Origin of the sequence: Streptomyces sp. T12 (genome assembly GCF_028736035.1) — a bacterium.
Taxonomy (GTDB): Bacteria; Actinomycetota; Actinomycetes; order Streptomycetales; family Streptomycetaceae; genus Streptomyces.
Genome location: NZ_CP117866.1, coordinates 10,829,592 through 10,852,011, shown reverse-complemented (window position 1 = coordinate 10,852,011; position 22,420 = coordinate 10,829,592). Strand labels below are relative to the sequence as shown.

14 protein-coding genes and 3 pseudogenes are annotated in these 22,420 nt (G+C 70.1%); 10 read left to right on the top strand and 7 right to left on the bottom strand.

Translation table 11 applies throughout. From position 1 onward, the window contains the following. Positions 1-36 precede the first annotated feature (36 nt). The 4 genes and pseudogenes from PBV52_RS48595 to PBV52_RS48580 all read left to right on the top strand — a co-directional run bounded on the left by PBV52_RS48595 (position 37) and on the right by PBV52_RS48580 (position 4,912). A complete protein-coding gene (locus PBV52_RS48595; protein WP_274248465.1) occupies positions 37-459 on the top strand; it encodes a pyridoxamine 5'-phosphate oxidase family protein in 423 nt (140 codons plus the stop codon). 190 nt (positions 460-649) lie between these two features. Further along, on the top strand, positions 650-1,873 hold the full coding sequence (locus PBV52_RS48590; protein WP_274248462.1) for a GAF domain-containing protein: 1,224 nt from the start codon (positions 650-652) through the stop codon (positions 1,871-1,873). Positions 1,874-1,983: 110 nt separating this feature from the next. Further along, positions 1,984-3,502: pseudogene (gene adh / locus PBV52_RS48585) on the top strand (aldehyde dehydrogenase). Between the two features lie 369 nt (positions 3,503-3,871). Then, positions 3,872-4,912 (top strand): DUF3800 domain-containing protein, encoded by a 1,041-nt coding sequence (locus tag PBV52_RS48580; RefSeq protein WP_274248460.1) that lies wholly within the window; start codon positions 3,872-3,874, stop codon positions 4,910-4,912. Between the two features lie 62 nt (positions 4,913-4,974). Here PBV52_RS48580 and PBV52_RS48575 read toward each other — a convergent pair. The 6 genes and pseudogenes from PBV52_RS48575 to PBV52_RS48550 form a co-directional block, all read right to left on the bottom strand. Beyond that, positions 4,975-6,001 (bottom strand): annotated as a pseudogene (locus tag PBV52_RS48575) (hypothetical protein). A gap of 36 nt (positions 6,002-6,037) precedes the next feature. Continuing rightward, positions 6,038-6,484: a hypothetical protein gene (locus tag PBV52_RS48570; RefSeq protein ID WP_274248459.1), complete on the bottom strand. Its 447-nt coding sequence runs from the start codon at positions 6,482-6,484 to the stop codon at positions 6,038-6,040. After that, on the bottom strand, positions 6,484-9,150 hold the full coding sequence (locus PBV52_RS48565; protein WP_274248457.1) for a multicopper oxidase domain-containing protein: 2,667 nt from the start codon (positions 9,148-9,150) through the stop codon (positions 6,484-6,486). The genes PBV52_RS48570 and PBV52_RS48565 overlap by 1 nt, the downstream gene beginning before the upstream one ends. Next, on the bottom strand, positions 9,147-10,430 hold the full coding sequence (locus PBV52_RS48560) for a TIGR04053 family radical SAM/SPASM domain-containing protein (RefSeq protein WP_274248456.1): 1,284 nt from the start codon (positions 10,428-10,430) through the stop codon (positions 9,147-9,149). Before PBV52_RS48560 ends, PBV52_RS48565 begins: the two co-directional genes overlap by 4 nt. A 381-nt stretch (positions 10,431-10,811) precedes the next feature. After that, complete coding sequence (locus PBV52_RS48555) at positions 10,812-11,315, bottom strand: hypothetical protein (RefSeq protein ID WP_274248454.1); 504 nt, start codon at positions 11,313-11,315, stop codon at positions 10,812-10,814. 115 nt (positions 11,316-11,430) lie between these two features. Continuing rightward, a complete protein-coding gene (locus tag PBV52_RS48550; RefSeq protein WP_274248451.1) occupies positions 11,431-12,264 on the bottom strand; it encodes a DUF2249 domain-containing protein in 834 nt (277 codons plus the stop codon). Positions 12,265-12,669: 405 nt separating this feature from the next. Here PBV52_RS48550 and PBV52_RS48545 point away from each other — a divergent pair, with 405 nt between their 5' ends. From PBV52_RS48545 to PBV52_RS48520, 6 genes and pseudogenes are all read left to right on the top strand, one after another. Continuing rightward, on the top strand, positions 12,670-16,368 hold the full coding sequence (locus PBV52_RS48545; RefSeq protein ID WP_274248449.1) for a nitrate reductase subunit alpha: 3,699 nt from the start codon (positions 12,670-12,672) through the stop codon (positions 16,366-16,368). Position 16,369: 1 nt separating this feature from the next. Continuing rightward, positions 16,370-17,902: a nitrate reductase subunit beta gene (gene narH, locus PBV52_RS48540; protein WP_274248447.1), complete on the top strand. Its 1,533-nt coding sequence runs from the start codon at positions 16,370-16,372 to the stop codon at positions 17,900-17,902. Beyond that, the gene (narJ, locus tag PBV52_RS48535) at positions 17,899-18,690 is read left to right on the top strand and encodes a nitrate reductase molybdenum cofactor assembly chaperone (RefSeq protein ID WP_274248445.1); all 792 of its coding nucleotides are present in this window, start codon (positions 17,899-17,901) and stop codon (positions 18,688-18,690) included. The genes narH and narJ overlap by 4 nt, the downstream gene beginning before the upstream one ends. After that, the gene (gene narI / locus PBV52_RS48530) at positions 18,687-19,469 is read left to right on the top strand and encodes a respiratory nitrate reductase subunit gamma (protein ID WP_274248443.1); all 783 of its coding nucleotides are present in this window, start codon (positions 18,687-18,689) and stop codon (positions 19,467-19,469) included. The genes narJ and narI overlap by 4 nt, the downstream gene beginning before the upstream one ends. Continuing rightward, positions 19,466-20,101, top strand: a complete 636-nt coding sequence (locus tag PBV52_RS48525) for a vitamin K epoxide reductase family protein (RefSeq protein WP_274248441.1) — start codon at positions 19,466-19,468, stop codon at positions 20,099-20,101. Before narI ends, PBV52_RS48525 begins: the two co-directional genes overlap by 4 nt. A gap of 76 nt (positions 20,102-20,177) precedes the next feature. Next, a pseudogene (locus tag PBV52_RS48520) lies at positions 20,178-20,444 on the top strand (DUF6457 domain-containing protein); the annotation flags it as partial. A gap of 48 nt (positions 20,445-20,492) precedes the next feature. Here the strand turns inward: PBV52_RS48520 and PBV52_RS48515 are convergent. Beyond that, positions 20,493-21,986, bottom strand: coding sequence for a UvrD-helicase domain-containing protein (locus tag PBV52_RS48515; RefSeq protein ID WP_274248439.1), 1,494 nt, complete (start codon positions 21,984-21,986; stop codon positions 20,493-20,495). Positions 21,987-22,420: the final 434 nt, after the last annotated feature.

Here is a 22,420-nt window from a genome sequence, read left to right as displayed (position 1 = left end):
CTACCCCCTCTCCGCGACCACGGGGAGGATGGACTGATGTTCCAGAACGACGCCTTTCGCTCACTCGACCGGCAGGAGTGCCTGCGGCTGCTCGCCAAGGTGCCGGTCGGCCGCGTGGTCTACACCCGGCAGGCGCTGCCCGCGGTCCTCCCCATCAACTTCTCCCTGGACACGAACGCCTCCGTCCTGCTGTGCACCTCGCCGGACTCGGACCTCGTCCGCGCCATCGACGGCGTGGTGGTCGCCTTCGAGGCGGACGAGTTCGATGCGGCGACCCGGTCCGGCTGGAGCGTGGTCGTCACCGGGCGGGCCACCGTGGTGACCGATCCCGCCGAGCAGGAACGGCTGTCGCAGGCCGGCCCCATCTCCTGGATGCCCCTGCGGGACGCGGTGTTCGTACGGATCGAGTCGGAGATGGCCACCGGACGCGAACTCAGGGGAACGCTCGGCACTGAGTGAGGCGCAGCCCGCCGCGGCCCGCCGGGCTTCTGGCGCCTGCGGCGCGGACAGGGCGCGGGCCGACGGTAGTCAGCCTGTCGGCTCGAGCCTCGTACCGGTCCCATCGTCCTCGCGTCCGATCAGTCAGGCGGGGTGGCGAAGTCATCGCGGACAAAGGGCAATTGTCCCCGTTCGACGGGAGGGGAAGCACATGGGGCGGCGCAGGGCCGGTCTGGAAGACGAGTGGTCCCGCTGGGTGCCACGGTTGAAGGTCGCGGGTACGCCCCCGATCGGTGGCGGCGCGTTGCGCCAGGAGGTGACCGAGTCGTGGGCGCGCTCGCTGACCAGTGTGGATCCCGGCCGGGACAGCGCTCCCGTCGCCGACGGTGGTGCAGTGCACCGGCGCTGGTCCGGATCGCCGCTGCGCGGGCCGGTCGACGGCCTCGCCGACGAGCTCCGCAGCGTCGCCGACGACGCCGGATTCGTCACCGCGGTCACCGACGAGTCCGGGACGATCCTTTGGACGTACGGCGGCCAGGCGATGCGGCGACGCGCCGAGCGGGTCAACTTCGCGCCGGGCGGGCGGTGGGACGAGCAGGCCATGGGCACCAACGCCGTGTCCCTCGCCCTGCGCACCGGCCGCCCCAACACCGTCTTCTCCGCCGAACACCTGGTGACGGCGCTGCACGGCTGGGCCTGCTACTGCGCGCCCATCCACGGCCGCGACGGGCACGTCCTAGGCGTCCTGGACCTGTCCACCACCTGGGACCGCTCGCACCCCCTGGCCATATCCACCGTGCGCGGCCTGGCGTCCGCCATCGAGGCCGGCCTCCGTACGGAACTGTCCCTTCGGCCTCCCGAAGACCGGCTGCCCCAGCTGCGGCTGAACCGCCTGGGCACCGAGAAGGCCGTACGAGACGGCGTCCCCCTTCTCCTGCGGCCCCGGCAGCTGGAGATCCTCACGCTTCTCGCGCTGGAACCGGACGGATACACACCGGACCGACTCCGCGAGGCCCTGTACGGCGACCGTGCCGTCACCGCCTCCACGTTCAAGGCGGAGATCTCGCATCTCCGCCGGGCCCTCGGCGGCGGTATCGCCACCCGCCGCTACACGCTGACCACACCCGTATCCTGCGACGCCGTCGACGTGCTGCGCGCGCTGGAGAGCGGCGACACGGAGACGGCCCTGCGCCTCTACCGCGGGCCGCTGCTCGCCCGCTCAGAGGCCCCGGGCATCGAGGAATGGCGCACCCACCTGGAGGTCGCCGTGAGGGAGGCGGTCCTGGCAAGTACACGCCCAGACCACGCCCTGCGCTACGGCGGGCGTGCACCGTACGACGCGGAGGTGCACGAGCACGCGCTGCGGCTGTTCGGTCCGGCCGACGCACGTCGGGCGATCGCGGCCGGCCGGCTGACCACCGCGCTGCGCGACTGACACCCGCGCACCAACCTCGCGCCAACCTCCCGGGGCCACGGTGGGGCAGACCACGACGGCGTGGGCCGTCGTACCTCTGTCACTCACCATCGCCACCGAGGAGAGCCGCCATGGTGTACGCACAGCCGGGAACGGACGGCAGCATCGTCAGCTTCGCCCCCCCGATACGACAACTTCATCGGCGGCGACTGGGTCGCCCCCGTGGAGGGTCAGTACTTCAAGAACCACTCGCCGGTGAACGGGAAGGTCTTCTGCGAGGTCGCCCGCTCGTCCGCGGCCGACATCGAGCTGGCCCTGGACGCCGCGCACGCCGCGGCGCCCAAGTGGGGCCGCACCTCCAGCGCCGAACGCGCAGGCATCCTCAACAAGATCGCCGACCGGATCGAGGAGAACCTCCCCAAGCTCGCCGTCGCCGAGACCTGGGAGAACGGCAAGCCGGTGCGCGAGACGCTGGCCGCCGACCTCCCCCTGGCCGTGGACCACTTCCGCTACTTCGCCGGGGTGGTCCGCGCGCAGGAGGGGAGCCTCTCCGAGATCGACGCCGACACGGTCGCCTACCACTACCACGAGCCGCTGGGCGTGGTCGGGCAGATCATCCCGTGGAACTTCCCGATCCTGATGGCCGCGTGGAAGCTGGCACCCGCGCTGGCCGCCGGCAACTGCGTGGTCATCAAGCCGGCCGAGCAGACCCCGGTCAGCCTCCTGCTGGTGATCGAGCTGATCGCGGACCTGCTTCCGCCCGGAGTGGTCAACATCGTCAACGGCTTCGGCGTCGAGGCGGGCAAGCCGCTCGCGTCCAGCCCGCGCATCGCCAAGATCGCGTTCACGGGTGAGACCAGCACCGGTCGACTGATCATGCAGTACGCGAGCGAGAACATCATCCCGGTCACCCTGGAGCTGGGCGGCAAGAGCCCGAACGTCTTCCTGCCGGACGTCATGGCCGCCGACGACGACTTCCTGGACAAGGCGGTCGAGGGCTTCGTGATGTTCGCCCTCAACCAGGGCGAGTACTGCACCTGCCCGTCCCGCGCCCTGATCCACAGCTCGATCTACGACGAGTTCATAGCCCGCTGTGTCGAGCGCACCAAGGCCATCGTCAGCGGCGACCCCCTGGACCCGGCCACCATGATCGGAGCCCAGGCCAGCGTCGACCAGTACGAGAAGATCCTCTCCTACATCGACATCGGCAAGAAGGAAGGCGCCGAACTCCTCACCGGCGGCAACCCCCGCACGGTCCCGGGCCTGGAAGACGGCTACTACATCGAGCCCACCATCTTCCACGGCACCAACGACATGCGGATCTTCCAGGAGGAGATCTTCGGCCCGGTCGTCTCCGTCACCACGTACGACTCCCTCGACGAGGCCCTGAAGATCGCCAACGACACCCTGTACGGTCTCGGCGCCGGCGAGTGGACCCGGGACGCCAACAACGCCTACCGCGTCGGCCGGGAGATCAGGGCCGGCCGCGTGTGGACCAACTGCTACCACGCCTACCCGGCCCACGCGGCCTTCGGCGGCTACAAGGGCTCCGGCATCGGCCGCGAGACCCACAAGATGATGCTCGACCACTACCAGCAGACGAAGAACCTGCTGGTCAGCTACGCCCCGAAGAAGCTCGGCTTCTTCTGACGGGCGCCCATACCGGGCGCGTCGGGCTGCCGTCGGCCGCCGACACCCTGTGCGCCAGATGGGCACGGGTCGGTGACGTTCCATCAGTCCGGGGGCTGCTTCGACGGCAGCCCCCGATGAGCTATCCGCGCGGCAGGTTCCGGGGGGCGCCGTGCGTCCCTCTCGGCCACGTCGCGGTGTTGCACACGACCAGGGGTGCTGCTCGCCCCACGCGCTCTGGTCGTCATGGCGTGAGGAGTCCCAGTGGGCATGGCACTGATCGCTCGCCGGGGTCGGCCGATCAGTGTGCGGAGCGGATCCACAGCTCCTGGGCGGTGAGTTGCAACAAACGCCTCGACACCAGAGGTCTGCTGGACGACGCTGCACCCCATGGCGACACCTACGGTCTACGCAGATGAGTCCAGTTCCACAGGGGAGAACCTTCTCGACCCGGATCAGCCTGTGTTCTGCGCCGCGGCCGTCCACCTGGATGACAGCCTGGCCCAACAGACCGTCGAGGACGTCAAAGCGCACCTCCCCTCAACACACGGCGAACCGAAGTACACCGCTCTGTCGCAGACCGGCACGGGCCGGGATGCGCTGATCGCCGCGTTCGACACGCTGGCCGGCGAGAGCATCCTGGCGTTCATCGCGAACAAACGCTTCATGGTGGTGACCAAGATGGTCGACGTCCTGGTCGAGGAGCTGGCACACGAGACGGGCTTCAACCTGTACGACGGCGACGCCGCGCTGGGGCTGGCCAACCTTTACCACCTCTCGGGCCCCGTGTTGGGTGACCCCGGCGCATACGACCGTATGCTCCAGACGTTTGTCGACGCGGTACGGCGGCGTAGTCGCGCCAGTGCAGCCGATCTGTTCGCTGCGATCTCCACCTACCGGGCCACGACGAAGCCGCCACTGACGAAGTGGGTCGAGTTGCTGGAGTGCACGCGCGCGCAGGGGGACGACATCATCCGCAGGATCACATCCGGGGAGATGCGGGATGTGCTCGACCCTGCGATTCCGTGCCTGGCGGTGGTCTGCGGCGAGATGGGGAAGATCGTGGGCGACTTCGCCCTCGTTCACGACGAGTCAAAGGCGGTCGCCCGTGGCTCTGTCTTCCTCCAGTACCTGCACTGGCTCCCCGACCCTGCGCGGCCGGGACTCATGATGGAGCGCCTGCCCGTCACCAGCGTCGCGTTCTCCGACAGCACTGCGGCGCCGCAGCTTCAGATTGCGGACTGGGCAGCTGGAGCGGTCCGGCAGTGGGCGACCAGTTTGGTCACCACCAAACGCGATCCGTTCGCGGAGAGGTTGGAGCCCTTCGTGAAGAGGTGGACGGCTGGAGGGATCTGGCCCGACCCCGACTTCTTCACCACGGGCAGGAATCCGATCGGGCGACCCGAAGAGCCGGACGAGCCTGCGCGGTAGGGATTTGCTCGCGCCACACCGCCGTGGGCCTCGGGCCGGAGCGCCGTGACAGACCGCGGCTCTCAGCCCGGTTCCGTATCGGTTGCGGGCGGTCCTGCGGGACGAGCAACGGAGTGCCCGGATTCTCGCGGTGTGCCGACGCCATCCGGGCCGTAGCCGAATCGGATCAGTACGTGCGGATGGCACCGCTTGTGTCGTGGGAGAGCTGTTGCGGACCGCAGGTCGGGCCATTCCATGGCCTGGTGCAGGAGTGAGGTGCGCAGCCCGCGGGCGGTCGCCGTGAGCAGGACGTACTGCAGGGCCTGGCCGGCCCGCAGCCAGTCCTCCCGCCGGTCGTGGGGTGTCCACAGCAGGGCGAGCTGGACGTGGCGTTCGAACCACAGGGCGGGCAGGCGGAGGGCGGGCAGTGCGCCGGGGAAGTTGCGCATCGGCATCCGCCCGGCCGCGTCGGGCGGGCCGAGGGCGGTGGCGGGTATGCCGTAGGGGGTGCTCGTTCCTGGGGCGTTGATCCAGGTGAGGGTTTCGGCGGTGCGGTCCGGATGGGCGTGGTTACGTGCCTCGGCTGCGGCGGTCAGACGCAGCAGCCGCCGTGTTCCGGCGATGTCCGGGATGTGCAGGCGGGCGCCGGCGGCGTGCGCTGCCGACGCCATCTCCGCCACGATCGGCTCGGGCGCCGGGCGCCGGGCGGCCGGTGAACGGCATCCGGCTCGTGTGCCGCCGTGTGATGGCCTCGTAGAGGTCAGGGTCCGACGGCTGGTCTTCCTCGCCGAGCGGACCGGTCAGTCGTACGGCGGCCAGCAGTCCGGGTTCGTGTGGATCCGGCAGCAGTTTCACCTCGGGTCGCCAGCCCTGGTGGACGGCGGCGAGCCGAAGGTTGAAGACCGCGGCGCCTACGGACAGATACTGGGCGCGGTGCATCGGGTCGGTCAGTGGCAGGGTTCGCTCCGGCGCCGAGTGGACCTCCAGTACCTGGCGGTGGGGGTCCAGGCGGAAGCGCCAGGGCTGCGTGTTGTGGATCGACGGGGCTGCCACGGCGGCCGTCAGGAGCGACTGCACGGTGGCCGTGTCCGGCAGGACTTGGGTGCGCATGATGGCTTCTCTTCCTTTCTTCGTCGTGGCCGCTGGTCAGGTGGCAGGCAGAGCCGTGGCCAGCAGGACGACTCCGAGTGAGCCGACGAGGGAGACGACCGCCAGGGACCGGGCCAGGTCGGCGCGGCCCTTGGCGTGGGCGATGCCGTGGCCGGCCGCGGCGAGCATCACGACCACGAAGAGGGCGAGTTTGGTGGCCAGGGTGCGGCCGTAGCCGGGTTCGGCGAGGGAAGCCCAGGTGACTCCCCTGTGCCAGGCCATGGCCCAGCCGGTGGCCAGCTGCACGGGCAGGAACACCGCCCCTGTCAGCATTCCGAACCGGCGGCCGGCCGCTGCGGTGAAGCTGGCCTTGGCCTCCGGGGCCAGCAGATGGCGGGCCAGCGGCAGGATCACCAGGGAAAGGGCCAACTGCCCACCGACCCACAGGGCGGCACCGGCCACATGCGCGAACCGCACCAGGGACCACCAGCCGACGGTGTCCACTACTTGCTCACCTCCACCATGCCGTGGGCGCCGGCTTCGGCGTGGCGCATGTCGTGGTCGACGAACGGGTAGTGGCCGGCCTCGGGGAACGTCGTCTCGACGAAACCGCCCTGTGCTGGGGCCAGGTCCAGTACCTGGGCTCCGCCCGGTTGGTTCGGTTTGAGCAGGTAGGCGCCCTCCTTGTACACGGTGTCGAAGACGGTGCCGACGACGTGGAAGGCGATGCCGTCGCTGGGTCCGGCGGCGACCACCCAGAAGCGGGCCCGCTCACCGGGCTTCATCTTCAGGGGCTGCTGGGCGTACTGGTTGGCGATGCCGTTGAACGCCCAGGCGTCCGGGGTGTTCTGACGCATCTTCGTCACCTGGGCTGTGCTGCCGGGCTTGCCGAGGTAGAGCTCGGAGGAGACCAGCACGTATTCGTGGTCCACCTTCGCGAGGCCGGGCGGGTCGATGACGATGGCGCCGTACATGCCGTTGCCCATGTGCTGGAGCATCGGTTTGGTGCTGCAGTGGTACAGCCAGGCTCCGGCCTTCTCGGCGCGGAAGCGGTAGACCAGGCGTTCGCCCGGGTCGAGGGTGCGCATGGGCTGGTCGGGGGCGAGGGAGCCGACGTGGAAGTCGATGCCGTGGCCCATGCCGTGGTCGTCGTTGACGAGGGTGACCTCGAAGACGTCGCCGACCTTGCCGCGCAGGGTGGGGCCGGGTGCAATGCCGCCGAAGGTCCACATCTGCTGCTTCACGCCCGGGGCCACTTCGACCGTGGTGTGGGCGGCGTGCAGCTCGACCCTGTGGACCGTTCCGCCGGGTGCGGGGGCGAGGTCGGCGTCGCGTGACTGCCAGCCGGTGGAGAAGTCGGCGGAGAGGTCCAGGCCGGCGTCGTCGGCGGCGGGCGTGTGCCCGTCGTGTCCGCTGCTGTCCGTCGCCGTGTCGTCCTTCTCGTCTTTCACGACGATGTTCATGGTCATTCCGGCCGCCTTGTGTCCCGGCAGGGTGCACCACGCCTCGCGGTTCTCGGTGACCTGCCCGAGGTCGAGTACACGGGTGTCGCCCTGGGCGAGCATCGGGGTGGCGGGGCCGTCCTCCACCTTGAGGTCGTGGCGCTGGGCATCGGTGTTGGTGACCTTCAGCCGCAGCGCGGTGCCTGCCGCGACCTCGATGCGGGCCGGGCGGATGCGCATGTCCGCCAGCGTGACGGCAACCGTGCGGGTGGTCCCGGAGCCCGCACCCGCCGTCCCGGCAGCGGCCGTCTCGCCAATCGCGCCCCCGCCGCTGTTGGCCACGAGCACGGCCAGAACGGTCAGTACGGCGCCCGCAGCGGTGCCCCACAGGGCCGGGCGCCGTGACACGCCGTCCGCGCCTGCATCCGGCGACAGCCTCCGGCCGCTGTGGACGAGCACGGGCACCGCGAGGGTGAGGAACGCGGCCCCGGCCAGCGCGGCCAGCAGCATGCCGGTCGTGGCGGCCGGTCCGGGCAGCGGGAGTGCCGCCAGTGCGACACCGGTGTTGAGCGCCACCAGTCGCGGCAGCCAGCCCCGTTCGAGCAGCGCCCGTACGGCCGCACGGTCCTTCGGGCCGGTGCTGAGGACGACCGGGAGCAGATAGGTGAGCGCGCCGATCAGGATCTGGGCGACGAAGCCGATGAGCAGCACCGGGAGCAGTGTGTCGATCCCGGTCTGTGCCGCCGCGAGCGGCCGGGCGGCCAGCCATGCGAGGTCCGCCGCCACCGCGATCAGCAGCCAGCAGGTGGCCGCGGCGAGCATCCAGGCCGCCGCCGCGGAGACGGGCCGGTTGCCGCGTACGGTACGGACGAACAGGTTGACGGCGAGGGCCGCTCCGTCCGCGTAGAGGGCGAGGCCCGCCGCGGCCGGCCAGCGCCAGCCGAGGGCCAGCGCGGCGATGGCCACCAGCAGTCCGCTGCCGGTGAGCCACAGCACCCATCGGGACACCTTGGTGGTGCGGTCCTTCATCCGAACGCCCAGCACGGTCGGCCACAGCATGAACAGCGTGCCCAGGACCGGCAGCCCGATCCAGCCGAGCAGCGTGACGTGGATGTGCGCCAAGCGCAGCCCGGCGTACCGGTCGGGGCCTCCAGCGCCGCCGGTGGCCAGCAGCCAGCCGAGGACGGCACCGGCGATCAGAGCCGCTATGGCCGCCTGGTAGTAGGAGACGATCGGCTTGAGCCGCCCGCCGAGCGCGCCCCGCCTCAGGCGGATCAGCATCATCAAGTGCGCGGTGGCCGCGGCCACCAGCAGCGCGGCGGAGATTGCGGTCAGCACGGGCTGGGCGGTCCACACTCCGATGAGCAGCCCGGCCACGGCGAGGTTGGCCGTCGCGAGCCGGGTGGCGCTCCCTCGTGCGTCGGGGATCTTCGCGTGCAGCAGGGCAACGGCGAAGTGCTCGCTCCAGATGAGGATGGCGGTGGTGACGGCACCGAGCAGGAACATGTGCACAGCCAGCCAGCGGGCCACCGGCAGCGAGTCCTGCGCCGCGACCGCCAGCAGGGCCAACGCCAGCCACCCCATGACCAGGACGTGGGCGCGCAGATGCCGGGCCTTCACGCCGGACGCCCTGAACCTGTTCGGGTACTTGCCGGGACCGCTCGCGTCGCCCTTGCCGGGCCCGCTCACGTCGCCGGTCCCGGTGGGCCCACTGGCGATGCTGGTCATGCCACTCCTTGGTGCTTGGTCGAACTCCGGCCCCGGTTCTCGTGGGACGCACTGTGCCGGGGGACCGGCCCGTCCTCCGCGGCGGCGCCGTCGGACAGCAGCGCGGCCAGTTCCCGCTGGTGCGGGAAGGAGCCGGGGACGTAGCCGCACCAGGGCTCCTCGGCGTACGGGTCGCCGGTGACGCCGTACGCCCTGGACCGCGAGCCGCCGCAGACCCGGCGGAACTCGCACGCTCCGCACCGGCCCCCGAGCTGGTCGGGGTCCCGCAGACCGGTGAACAGCTCCGAGGTGCGGTAGATCTCCGTCAGCGGCGTCTCGCGCACGCTGCCGGCACCCAGCGGCAGGAACCCGCTGGGATGCACGGTGCCGGTGTGGGAGATGAAGACGAAGCCGCGGCCCGCGTTGACGTCCAGCGGCGGGCGCCGCACCCGGCGCGCTCCGGCCGCCAGGCCCAGCTCGGCGGCCCGCTCGGTCAACTCCCGGTAGAGCGGGCCGAGTTCGAGTACCGCCACATGGTCGTCGCCGGTGGCGGCGAGGATTTGGCGTTGCAGGGCGACGCGGCGGAATTGGTGGGCCTCGGTGGTCTTCGCCGGCACGGTCAGGCCCACGTCGTAGACGAAGTTGAGGACGTCCTCCACCTCGCCCGCGGTCAACGCGCCCAGGCTGCGGCCACGACCGGTGGGCACCAGGAAGAAGGCGCTCCACAGCATCGCCCCGTGCTCGGCGACCAGACGGACGATGTCCGGGAGGTCATGCAGGTTGTGCCGGGCGACCGTGGTGTTGATCTGCACCTTCATCCCGAGGGCGCGCGCCGCGTCCCAGGCGTCCAGAGTCCACCGGAACACCCCGGGCACCCCGCGGAAGTCGTCGTGCAGCTCTGCGGTGGAGCCGTCCAGGCTCAGCGAGAGCCCCACCGCACCCGCCGCGTGCACCTCGCGCAGCCGCTCCGCAGTGAGCGTCGGCGTACCGGACGGCGACACCGCGACCCGGACGCCGACCTCCTGGCCGTAAGCGATGAGCTCGGTCAGGTCGGGGCGCTGGAACGGGTCGCCTCCGGTGATGACGAACAGGGGGGCGGGCTGCCCGAAGGCGGCCACCTGGTGCAGCAGGTCCTTGGCGGCGGTGGTGTCCAGCTCGCGCGGGTCGCGGTCGGGCACGGCTTCGGCGCGGCAGTGCAGGCAGGCCAGCGGACAGGCCCGCGTGGACTCCCAGATGATGATGAACGGCCGTTCCCCCGCGTTGTGCCGCTGGCGACGGATGGCATGGGTGGCGGTCCTCATCGCGCCGCCCTGCCCAGCGCCCGGGGGCTGTGTCCGGCCGCCCTGGAGTCAGGGCAGACGAGGCGGGCGGCCGGACGGTGACCGGGCCGGACCGTGCGCGGCACCCACCGCGAGCGACAGCGGTGGAATCGGCCTTGAGGGCGGTCGATGTGGTCGTGCACGGGATACCTCCGGAGCGGTCGCCGTCAGCATCCACCGGCGGCGGTGGTCGGCGCGGCGGCCGATGGTCTTCTCGAACAGGGCCGACGGTCCCTGTTCGCGGCAGGTGGACCAGGGCCGGATGGACCGTCGGAAGGGCGACTGGGGATGGCGTGCCTGCCGGCACTCTGGGCATCCCACGCACGCGGGGGTGCAGGTCCCGTCCGTGCGCGCCGCCGTTTGTCAGGGGCGATTCGAAGAGCAGGGTGTCAGGGCGTCAGCGGTGGCCACCAAGGCGACACCCAGGCCGGTCAGTGCGGCGCCCAGGCCCGTGACCAAGGTCGTGAGGTGCCATGCCTGGTGGGCGGACATCAGCGAGGCGCGCAGGGACTGACCCATGAACGCGGTCTGGCGCAGCTCGGCGAGCTTGTCGTCGTCGCCTCCGGCGGCGTGCAGCTCAGCGCTGATCTCGGCATAGGTACGGCCGCCGGTGGCGTGGGCGAGATTGCCCTTGATGAACTCGGCGTAGGCGTGTGCCTCGGGTCCGGTTTCCACACGGCGGCCGGCGTGGGCGGCGAGTTCGGCGGGCAGCCCGCGCTCGGGGAAGGTGATCTTCTGGGCGGCCAGTTCGGCACGGATCTCCTTCCTGCCGCTGCGGCCACGCCACACCATGACCGGCCCTGCCGCTGCCAGGGCTATGCCGACTGTCCCGAGCAGGGTGCCGGCCCGACGGTGCGATCCGTCCATGACGTGTTGTCCTTCTTCCTCGTGTGCTTGTTCCTCGTGTGCTTGCGGGTACGGCGGTGCGTGCGCGTCAGGTGGGCAACGTCTGTGCGCCGCCGTGAAGTCGAGTAACGACGGATCAGCGGTGGCTGAGCCGCAGCCGCCAGGTCTCGGGGCCGCGTTCCAGGTACTCCACCGAGAAGACGCCAGGGCTGCGCTGTTCGATCTGCGCGAGCAGCGGCAGCGGGTCGTGCGGTGCGACGAGCACCATCGCGGTGCCCGCCGGAACGGCGTCCAGGGCGCCGAAGACCGTGGCGTGACGCAGGGCGTGCGGAACCTCCCGCACGTCCAGTTCGGGCTCGGCCGTCTCCTCCGCACCACCGCAGCCGCATACCCCGCCGCAACCGCCGGTCTCCTCGATCTGCCCTTCTCGCATGGCCAGTCCTTCCTCGGTGTCCTGATCTTCTTGAGCGCTGGTGTTGCCCGTGTCGCCCGCGAGCCGGTGATGCATCTCCGCGAGCAGCTCCGCCAGGGAGACCTCCGACGTCATGGCGAGCAGGGGCAGCACGAGGCCGTTCTCCTTGGCCACGTGCTCTTCGAAGAGCACCTGAAGGGCCCGGGCGTCGGCCGCCGCGCCCGCCGGGCTGGGCGCGGAGCGTAGGGCGTCGACGAGCGCGGTGAGGCAGTGGTGTTCGCCGATGAGACTCTCGATGAGCAGGCGGGCCTCGGGCAGGCCGTGGGCGGCGGGGTAGAGCACGGCCTCCTCGGCGGTGGCGTGCGGCAGCAGTGCACGGTCACAGAAGGCCACGAGACCGGCATGGATCTTCTCGGCGGCGCTGGGGTCGCGGTCCACGGCGGTCAGCAGCATCCTCACCCGCCCGGCCAACTCCCCGGCCAAGCGGGCGTGATGCGCCTCAGCGGCTTCGAGGGCCGTGGCGTCTTCGGGGGCCGAGGCGAGGGTGAGCACGCTCATGACGGTGTCTCCAGCAGGTCACGGTCGGCTCAGCCGACCGGTGCGAGTGGGGATGGCATCCCGGGCGTCGACGCCAGGGAAGAGGGATGCCGCGTCCGGCCGCCAGTGGCGGCCGGACGCGTGACCGACCCGGGCGCCACGCGCCGTACGCGCTACACCTGCGGCGGCCAGGGACGGAGGAATTGGCCGCCTGGCAGGCACGGAATGCGGTCGTACAGAGGGGCATCTGCGGTTCGATCACTGCCAAGCATGCAACGCCGGCCGCGCTGACTCCTCGGCCGACCGGACCCCACCACAGGGACCATTGGGCCCTATTACGACCAGCCATATTGGGCCGGAAGGCCAGCCGTCAGGGACCGCCAGCCCCAGGTGGGGGACGCGGTGCGCCGCCTAGCGTTCTCGGCCATGGAGAACGATCAGAACGTACGGCGTGAGGCGCTGCGCGCCGGTGAAAGCTGGCCGCTGGCCGCCCGCAGGCTGCTCACCCGCCGCGAGGTGTCCGCCGACGGACGCGCCGTGTTCGGCACAGGCGACCCGAAGTGGGAGGGCTTCTACAGGGACCGCTGGTCGCACGACAAGGTGGTGCGCTCCACGCACGGGGTGAACTGCACCGGTTCGTGTTCGTGGATGGTGTACGTCAAGGACGGGATCATCACCTGGGAGCACCAGGCCACCGACTACCCGTCGATCGGCGCGGACTGCCCCGAGTACGAGCCGCGCGGCTGCCCGCGCGGGGCGTCGTTCTCCTGGTACACCTACTCGCCCAGCCGGGTCCGCTACCCGTACGTGCGGGGTGCGCTGCTGAAGCTGTGGCGCGAGACCCGGCGACGGCTCGGTGACCCGGTGGCTGCCTGGGCCGAGATCACCGGTGACCCGGCGAAAGCGCGGGCGTACAAGCGGGCCCGCGGCAAGGGCGGGCTGGTGCGCGCCGGCTGGGACGAGGTGAGCGAGCTGGTCGCCGCCGCCCAGGTGCACACCGTCAAGGCGTACGGCCCCGACCGCGTCGCGGGCTTCTCGCCGATCCCGGCGATGTCGATGGCGTCGTTCGCGGCCGGGGCGCGGTTCCACTCGCTGATCGGCGGCACCCTGCTGTCGTTCTACGACTGGTACGCCGACCTGCCGATCGCCTCCCCGCAGGTCTTCGGCGACCAGACGGACGTACCGGAGGCGGCGGACTGGTGGAACGCCGGATATCTGATCATGTGGGGCTCCAACATCCCCGTGACCCGCACGCCGGACGCACACTTCCTCACCGAGACCCGCTACAACGGCACCAAGGTCGTCGCGGTCAGCCCCGACTACGCCGACAACGTCAAGCACGCCGACGAGTGGCTGGCCCCGCACCCCGGCACGGACGGCGCGCTGGCGATGGCCATGGGGCATGTGATCCTGCGCGAGTTCCTGGTCGACCGCGAAGTGCCGTACTTCCAGGACTACATGCGCAAGTTCACCGACGCGCCATTCCTGGTGACCCTGCGCGAGCACGACCACGGTCTTGTCCCCGACGGGTTCCTCACCGCTGCCGATCTCGGCCGTGAAGAAGAACACGCCGAGTCCAAGACGGTTCTCCTGGACCGGGCCACCGGCGATCCGGTGGTCCCGGGCGGCTCGCTCGGCTTCCGGTGGGGGGAGGCCGGGCGAGGCCGCTGGAATCTCGAACTGGGCGATGTCATGCCGGAGTTGAGCCTGCTGGAGCGGGCCGACGAGACCGTCGAGATCGCGCTGCCCCGGTTCGACGAGGGCGGCACCGAGGGCGGTTCGGTCATGGTCCGGGGCGTTCCGGTCCGCCGGATCGGCGGACGGCTCGTCACCACCGTCTTCGACCTGATGCTCGCCCAGTACGGTGTGCGGCGTCCCGGGCTGCCGGGCAGCTGGCCGTCGTCGTACAAGGACGCTTCCGAGCCGTACACCCCGGCCTGGCAGGAAACCATCACCTCCGTGCCCGCCGAGCAGGCCGCCCGCATCGCCCGCGAGTTCGCCCGCAACGCCGAGCGCACCAACGGCCGGTCCATGATCGCCCTCGGCGCCGGCACCAACCACTGGTTCCACTCCGACACCATCTACCGCGCCTTCCTGGCGCTGACCACCATGACCGGCTGCCAGGGCGTCAACGGCGGCGGCTGGGCGCACTACGTCGGCCAGGAGAAGGTCCGCCCGGTCACCGGACAGCAGCACCTGTCGTTCGCCTTCGACTGGCAGCGGCCCACCCGGCACATGGCGGGCACCTCCTACTGGTACCTGAACTCCGACCAGTGGCGCTACGAGGCGTTCGGGCCCGACGAGCTCGCCTCCCCGCTGGGGAAGGGACGGTTCCAGGGCAAGGGGTTCGCCGACTGCCTGGCGCAGGCCGTGCGGCTGGGCTGGACACCGGGACACCCGGGCTTCAACCGCAACCCGCTGGACCTGACGGACGAGGCGAAGGCTCAAGGGCGTGAGGTCGCCGAGCACATCGTCGACGAGCTGAAGTCCGGGCGGCTGCGGTTCGCCGCCGAGGACCCCGACGACCCGGCCAACTTCCCCCGCGTACTGACCGTGTGGCGAGCCAACCTGCTCGGCTCCTCCGGCAAGGGCAACGAGTACTTCCTGCGCCACCTGCTGGGCACGGACGCGGCCGTCCGCTCCGAGGAGACCCCGCCCGAGGGACGCCCGAAGGACGTGGTGTGGCGGGAGGAGGCCCCCGAGGGCAAGCTCGACCTGCTCGTCACCATGGACTTCCGGATGACCTCCACCGGCCTGCTCGCCGACGTCGTCCTCCCCGCCGCCACCTGGTACGAGAAGGACGACCTGTCCAGCACGGACATGCACCCCTTCGTGCACGCCTTCACCCCGGCCATCGCCCCGCCCTGGCAGGCCCGCACCGACTACGACACCTTCCTGACCATCGCCGACAAGTTCAGCGAACTCGCCGCCGAGCACCTCGGCACCCGCACCGACGTCCTCGCCGTACCGCTGCTGCACGACACCCCCGACGAACTCGCCCAGCCGGGGGGCGTCGTACGGGACTGGAAGACGGGCGAGTGCGAGCCGATCCCGGGCCGCACCATGCCGAAGCTCGTCGTCATCGAGCGGGACTACGCCGCGATCGCGCAGAAGATGCGCGCGGTCGGTCCGCTGCTGGACACATTGGGCACGACCACCAAGGGTGTCACCGTCCACCCGAACCAGGAGATCGAGGAACTGCAGAGCCGCAACGGGACCGTACGAGAAGGGATCGCCGCCGGCCGGCCTTCGCTGGCCACCGCGAGCGACATGTGCGAGGCGATTCTCGCCCTGTCCGGCACCACCAACGGGCGTCTGGCCACGGAGGGGTTCCGGGTGCTGGAAAGCCGGACCGGCAGCGAGGGCCTGGTGGAACTGGCCTCCGAGCGCGAGGCGGAGCGGATCACGTTCGCCGACACGCGCACCCAGCCCCGTTCGGTGATGACGTCGTACGAGTGGTCGGGCAGCGAGACCGGTGGCCGCCGCTACTCGCCGTTCGTGATCAACGTCGAGCACCGCAAGCCCTGGCACACCCTCACCGGCCGCCAGCACTTCTTCGTCCAGCACGACTGGATCGCCGAACTCGGCGAGCAACTACCCGTCTACCGGCCTCCGTTGAACACGCCCAAGCACTACGGCGATGAGCAGCTGCGCGAGAACGGCCGGGCGGAGGTCACGGTCCGCTATCTGACCCCGCACTCCAAGTGGTCCATCCACTCCAACTACCAGGACAACAAGTACATGCTCGACCTGTCCCGCGGCGGCCCCGTGATCTGGATGTCCACCGCCGACGCCGAGAAGATCAGTGTCAAGGACAACGAGTGGATCGAGGCCTACAACCGCAACGGCGTCGTCGCCGCCCGCGCCGTGGTCACCCACCGCATGCCCGAGGGCACCGTGTACATGTACCACGCCCAGGACCGCAACGTGAACGTGCCGAAAACCGAGGTCAGCGGCAAGCGCGGCGGCATCCACAACTCCCTCACCCGGCTGCTGCTCAAGCCCACCCACCTCGCGGGCGGCTACGCCCAGTTCACCTACGCCTTCAACTACTACGGCCCGACCGGCAACCAGCGCGACGAGGTCACCGTGATTCGCCGTCGCTCGCAGGATGTGGAGTACTGACATGCGCGTCATGGCTCAGATCGCCATGGTGATGAACCTCGACAAGTGCATCGGCTGCCACACCTGCTCGGTCACCTGCAAGCAGACGTGGACCAACCGCACCGGCGTCGAGTACGCCTGGTTCAACAACGTCGAGACCAAGCCGGGAGTCGGCTACCCCCGCCGCTACGAGGACCAGGAGCAGTGGAAGGGCGGCTGGATGCTCGACAAGCGCGGACGGCTGGTGCTGCGCTCCGGTGGCCGGATCAAGCGGCTCCTGTCCCTGTTCTCCAACCCCGACCTGCCGTCCATCGAGGACTACTACGAGCCGGTCACCTACGACTACGACAACCTGGTCAGCGCCCCGGCCGGCAAGGACATCCCGGTCGCCCGCCCCCGCTCCGTCCTCACCGGAAAGCCCACCGCCATCACCTGGGGCGCCAACTGGGAGGACGGCCTCGGCGGCGCACCCGAGAACGCCGGCGGCGACCCCAACCTGACCGGGGAATGGGCCGAGAAGGTCAAGTTCGAGTTCGAGCAGACCTTCCTCTTCCACCTGCCCCGCCTGTGCGAACACTGCCTCAACCCGGCCTGCGTCTCCGCCTGCCCGTCCGGCGCCATGTACAAGCGGGTCGAGGACGGCATCGTCCTCGTCGACCAGGACCGCTGCCGTGGCTGGCGTATGTGCGTGACGGCATGCCCGTACAAGAAGGTGTACGTCAACCACGCCACCGGCAAGGCCGAGAAGTGCACCTTCTGCTTCCCGCGCATCGAGGCCGGGCAGCCCACCGTCTGCTCCGAGACCTGCGTCGGCCGCCTGCGCTACCTCGGCCTGCTCCTCTACGACGCCGACCGCGTCGGCGAGGCCGCCGCCACCCCCGACCAGCACGACCTGCTGGACGCCCAGCGCGGCGTCTTCCTCGACCCGTACGACCCCGACGTCATCGCGGCCGCACGGGAGTCGGGCATCCCCGAGGACTGGCTGGACGCGGCCCGCCGCTCCCCCGTGTACGACCTGGTCATGCGCTACAAGGTCGCGCTGCCGCTGCACCCGGAGTACCGGACCCTGCCCATGGTCTGGTACGTGCCCCCGCTCTCCCCCGTCCTCGACGCCGTCGACGCGGCGGGCGGCAACCAGGACGACCCCGACCACGTCTTCGCCGCCGTCACCCGGCTGCGCATCCCGCTGGAGTACCTGGCGGAACTCTTCACGGCCGGAGACACCGACGTCGTCGCCGGCGTGCTCATGAAGCTCACTGCCCTGCGCTCGTACATGCGCGAACGCACCCTCGGTGAGGACGGCGACGAGGCCACGCTCAAGGCGGTGGGTCTCACCGCACGTGAGGCGGAAGACCTGCACCGCCTCCTCGCCGTCGCCAAGTACGCCGACCGGTACGTCGTCCCCGCCGCGCACAAGGAGGACGCCGCCGCGCTCACCGCGATGGAGAACCGCTGCCCGGTCGAGTCGTCCGGCGACCCGGCCGAGGCCGGTGGCCGACGCGTGATGCTCGGCATCCCCACCCTGCGCCGCCACACCACCGGAGGCCACTCGTGAGCCCGCTGCCCGCCACCATCCCCGCCCTCGTCCGCACCCGCGTCCGGGCGGCCGTACGCCGCCCGGCCCGGCTCAGCCCCGAAGAGGCCCAGACCCGCACCCTGCTGCTGCGGCTGTGCTCGCTGCTGCTGCAGTACCCGGACGCCGAACTCACCACCGCGCGACCGGTGCTGACGGCCACCGCCGAAGCGCTGCCGCCCTCGCCCGCCGCCGAACACCTGGCCGCCTTCACCACCTGGTTCGCCGGCCAGGACCCGGAGGCGCTGGAGCGGCACTACGTCGAGATGTTCGACCTGCGCCGCAAGAGCAGCCTCTACCTCACCTACTACCTGCACGGCGACACCCGCCGCCGGGGCATGGCCCTGCTCACCCTGAACCAGCGCTATCGGGCCGCAGGCTGGGACACCGACGGCGGTGAGCTGCCCGACCACCTGCCGGTCGTGCTGGAGTTCGCCGCCCTGGCGGGTCCGGGCGGCGGCGAGGCGCCGCTGCGCCAGCACCGGCGCGGGCTGGAGCTGATCCACCGCGCGCTGACCGACTCGGACTCCCCCTACCGGCACGTCCTGGCCGCGCTGCTCACCCTCCTGCCGCCGCCCACCGAGGCGGACCGCGCGGCGGTGGCCCAGCTGGTCGCCGAGGGCCCGCCGAACGAGGAGGTCGGCCTCGATCCCTACGGGACGTACGGAGACGGGGAGTTCGCACCTCCGGGCACCTTCGTGCCGCCCGTACAGGCCCCGCCGACCCGAGTCCCGCCCACCCCGACCAGCCGTACGGAAGGCCCCCGATGAACGTCGCGCTCTCCCCCGTGGCCGCCGCTTCGGCGAGCGGCGCCGACCTTCTCCTGTGGGTCGCCGTCCCCTACATCTGCCTCGCCGTGTTCGTGGTCGGGCACGTCTGGCGCTACCGCCAGGACCAGTTCGGCTGGACCTCCCGCACCACCCAGCTCCTCGAACACCGCTGGCTGCGTTGGGGCAGCCCCCTGTTCCACCTGGGCGCCTTCATGGTGATCGCCGGCCATGTCGTGGGGCTCGCCATTCCCGACGCGTGGACCGAGGCCGTCGGCATCACCGAGCACGCCTACCACACCACAGCCGTATGGGCGGGATCGGTCGCGGGCGTCGCCATGGTCGCCGGGCTCGGCATGCTGTGCGCCCGCCGGCTGCTCACCCGCCAGATCCGCCTCGGCACCGACCGCAGCGACAAACTCCTCTTCCCCCTGCTCTCCGCCACCGTCCTGCTCGGCATCACCGCCACCGCCGCCCACAACGTCTTCGGCGCCGGCTACGACTACCGCTCCACCGTCTCCGTATGGTTCCGCGGCCTGTTCGTCCTCCAGCCCCAGCCCGAAGCGATCGCCGGAGCCCCGCTGCTGTTCCAGTTGCACGCCCTGACGGCCTTCCTGCTCTTCGCCGCCTGGCCGTTCACCCGGCTGGTCCACGTGTGGAGCGCCCCGATCGGATACCTGGCCCGCCCCTACCTGGTCTACCGGCGGCGAGCCACACCGACGGCAGCCCCGAAGACCGCGGGCCGGACCCGGTCGGCCTCCGGCTCCCGGCGAGCGGCGTGAGTCACGGACCCGCGCTCGCACCGGCCGCCACGCCCACCCGGCACCGGCACACGGTGGGCGCGAGCCGCCGCACGGGATGGGTGATGGTCCTCACCGGGATCATCGGCTGGCTCGCCTCCTTCCAGCTCACCGTGGACGACTGGCGGCTCCTCAAGGACCCGGCCTACCAACCGCCCTGCAACATCAGCCCCGTCGTGAGCTGCGGCAGCGTCATGTCCAGCCCGCAGGGCAGCCTGCTCGGCTTCCCCAACATGCTGCTCGGCCTGGGCGCCTTCGCCGCCGTGACCGCCCTGGGCATCGCCGTGCTCTCCGGGGCGCGCCTGCACCGTCGGCTGTGGCTCGCGCTGGACGCCGGGGCGCTGGTGGGGGTGGCGTTCGCACACTGGCTGATCGGGGAGTCGCTCTACGAGCTCAACAAGCTCTGCCCCTACTGCGCTGCCGTCTGGATCGTGACCATCGCCCTGTTCTGGTACGTCACCGTGCACTGCATGGAACGGGGCATCGTCCCCGTGCCCCGAGGCGTGCTGTATATCGTCCGCGACACGCACTGGATGCTCCTCGGCGCCTGGTACGGGGTGATCGTGCTGCTCGTCCTCACCCGTTTCTGGCCGTACTGGAGCAGCCTTCTGTAACCGGCCAACGCCCTCCGCACGCCGCACAACCCGCTGACAGGTCACCCGGACGAAAGATATGACGATCATGGACGACGTACTGAAGGAATGGACGGCCGCCCTCAAGGCCGAGCTGGGCATCGAGCTCGAAGTCGACCGGACGCTGCTCCTCGCCCTCGCGGGCGAGGCCGCTCACGGCGTCGCCCGACCGGCCGCCCCGCTGACGACCTTCTTGGTCGGGTACGCGGCGGGGCAGGCGGGCGGCGGTCCGGACGCGGTGGCCGCCGCAGCTGGGCGTGCCGGAGAACTCGCCGCCCGGTGGGCGAATGAGGCCAGCCCTGGCCCCGCCTCCGGGGCCGCATGACCAGCCCCCACCGTCAGGCACGATCACCGGGCGGATGGGCAAGTCGCACTAGGTTCTGACATACGGGACGCCCTTGGCGTCGAGCAGTGCCCCCACTCGGGCGACATGCCTGCGGTGGACCGCGCACATCAGCAGTTCCTGGGCCCGAGAGCCGGCCACGTAGAGGACGCGCCGGGCCTCGGTGTCATGACCGCCTTCCCAGTCGTCGAGGACTGTCCACTCCGTGATGCGATCTACGCGTAGCTTCTCCGGCAGGACGAGCACCACGCCGGGGAACTCCATGCCTTTGACGCCGTGCACGGTGGAGAAGCGGATCATTGGGCTGTTGCCGAAGCTGGCGACGCTTGTCCAAGCCCCATCCGACGGAGCCTTGAACAGCTTGCCGAGGTCGCTGGAACTGGGAGGTGCCACGTCGCCCCAGTCCGCGGTCTTCATGAAGTCGCGAACCTCGACGGCGAACTTCTGTTTGGCCCGGCCCTCGGCATCGAGACTGATCGCCATCCGGACCGCAAACGCCTCCAGCCAGCGCTGCTCGACCCCTGCTTGCTCGCACAACGCATCGAAGCTGTGGTGCTCCGTCCTCTGGTTCACTGTGAAGGCTGCCAGAACAGCGCGCTGTACCTGATCCACTGCTTTCCGACGAGTCTTCGGATCGGTCTCCCGCGACCTGAGCTTCAGCCCGGCGCTGGCGATGGCGAGGACTCGGCTGCTTCCCACGCTTTCGGGGCTCACCACGCCGGCCGCCTTCATACCGTGGACCTCGGCGTGCGACAGGAGCATCAAATCGTCTGCGGTCAGCTTGTACTGTTCAGCAACGTCCAGAGCAGCGGGCACGATCTGGTCGAGAGACGAGAACTCGATCAAGTGCACCGGAGTTTGAACGATGGAGTTGTCGCCCCGAGCTGTCTCGACGAACTGCCCGGACCTCAACGCACTGTTGAACGCACAAATGGCTGGCGAGCTGCGCCAGTTATCTCTCAGCTCCAGCGGGCCGGGCAGGCTGGTGGCGAACTCCTGAACGGCGGCAGGTGTGGCGCTCCGGAACTCGTAGATCGACTGGTCGATGTCGCCGACCATCACAACGTGCACTCCGCAGTCGCGGAGAAACTCCAGGATGCGCAACTCCTCGCGACCGCAGTCCTGCGCCTCGTCGACAATCACCTCAGCGAAGCGTGACCGCAACAGCGGAGCGAGGATGGCCCGCCCCTCGGAGCTGCCGATCCAGAATTCAGCCAGCACGCGTGCGGCTGCACAACTGACCGTACCTGCACGGAGAAGGCGCCCAAAGATATAGGCCGCATTGGCCTCCGCCTCTTGCTTACGCTCCGCAAGCATCCTGTGAGCATCCGCATCGCCGAATTCTCGCGGCACTCGGCACAGATTGAGGTGAGCCCGACCATCTGAGTCAAAGTCGAACCAGTTGAACTCGAGGTCTTTCGTTCTCCCGATGTCGCGAAGGCGGAAGCTCGTGCTGGGTACGTCCCGCCAAGACTGCACATAGTTTGGCTCCTGCTGGTAGGCCTTGGCGTACAGCGGAGTCACGATGAAGCGGTGAATGAAGGTACCGGAAGTTCTTTATCCCTAGCTTGGACAAGTACGTGCCGGCTTCCGGCTGTTCCTGGCTCTGACTCTGGCTCTGGCTCTGGCCCACCGACACGTCCCCGTAAATTCACGCCTGCCGCTTTACGTAAAAGCGAACATCTACACCATGCATCGCATAGGCCAACACTTGCGCACTTTGGCACGCGATCCTCAAGACATGTAAGTAAACTAGCTGGTAACACAGGGTGTTCTTCGCCACGTTGAGTGGCGGGAGCCTCGTTGCATCCCGAGTCCGGGCCCAACTGCGCGCTTAAGGCCTGAGTGTTGGGCCTGTCCACGAGGGGGGCTCGCGCCAGTTCAGCTGTCGAACCTTCGCGTCAGCCGAGCAACTCGCCCTGAACAACGGCCCCACTGAGTTCGGAGGTTGGCTGCGC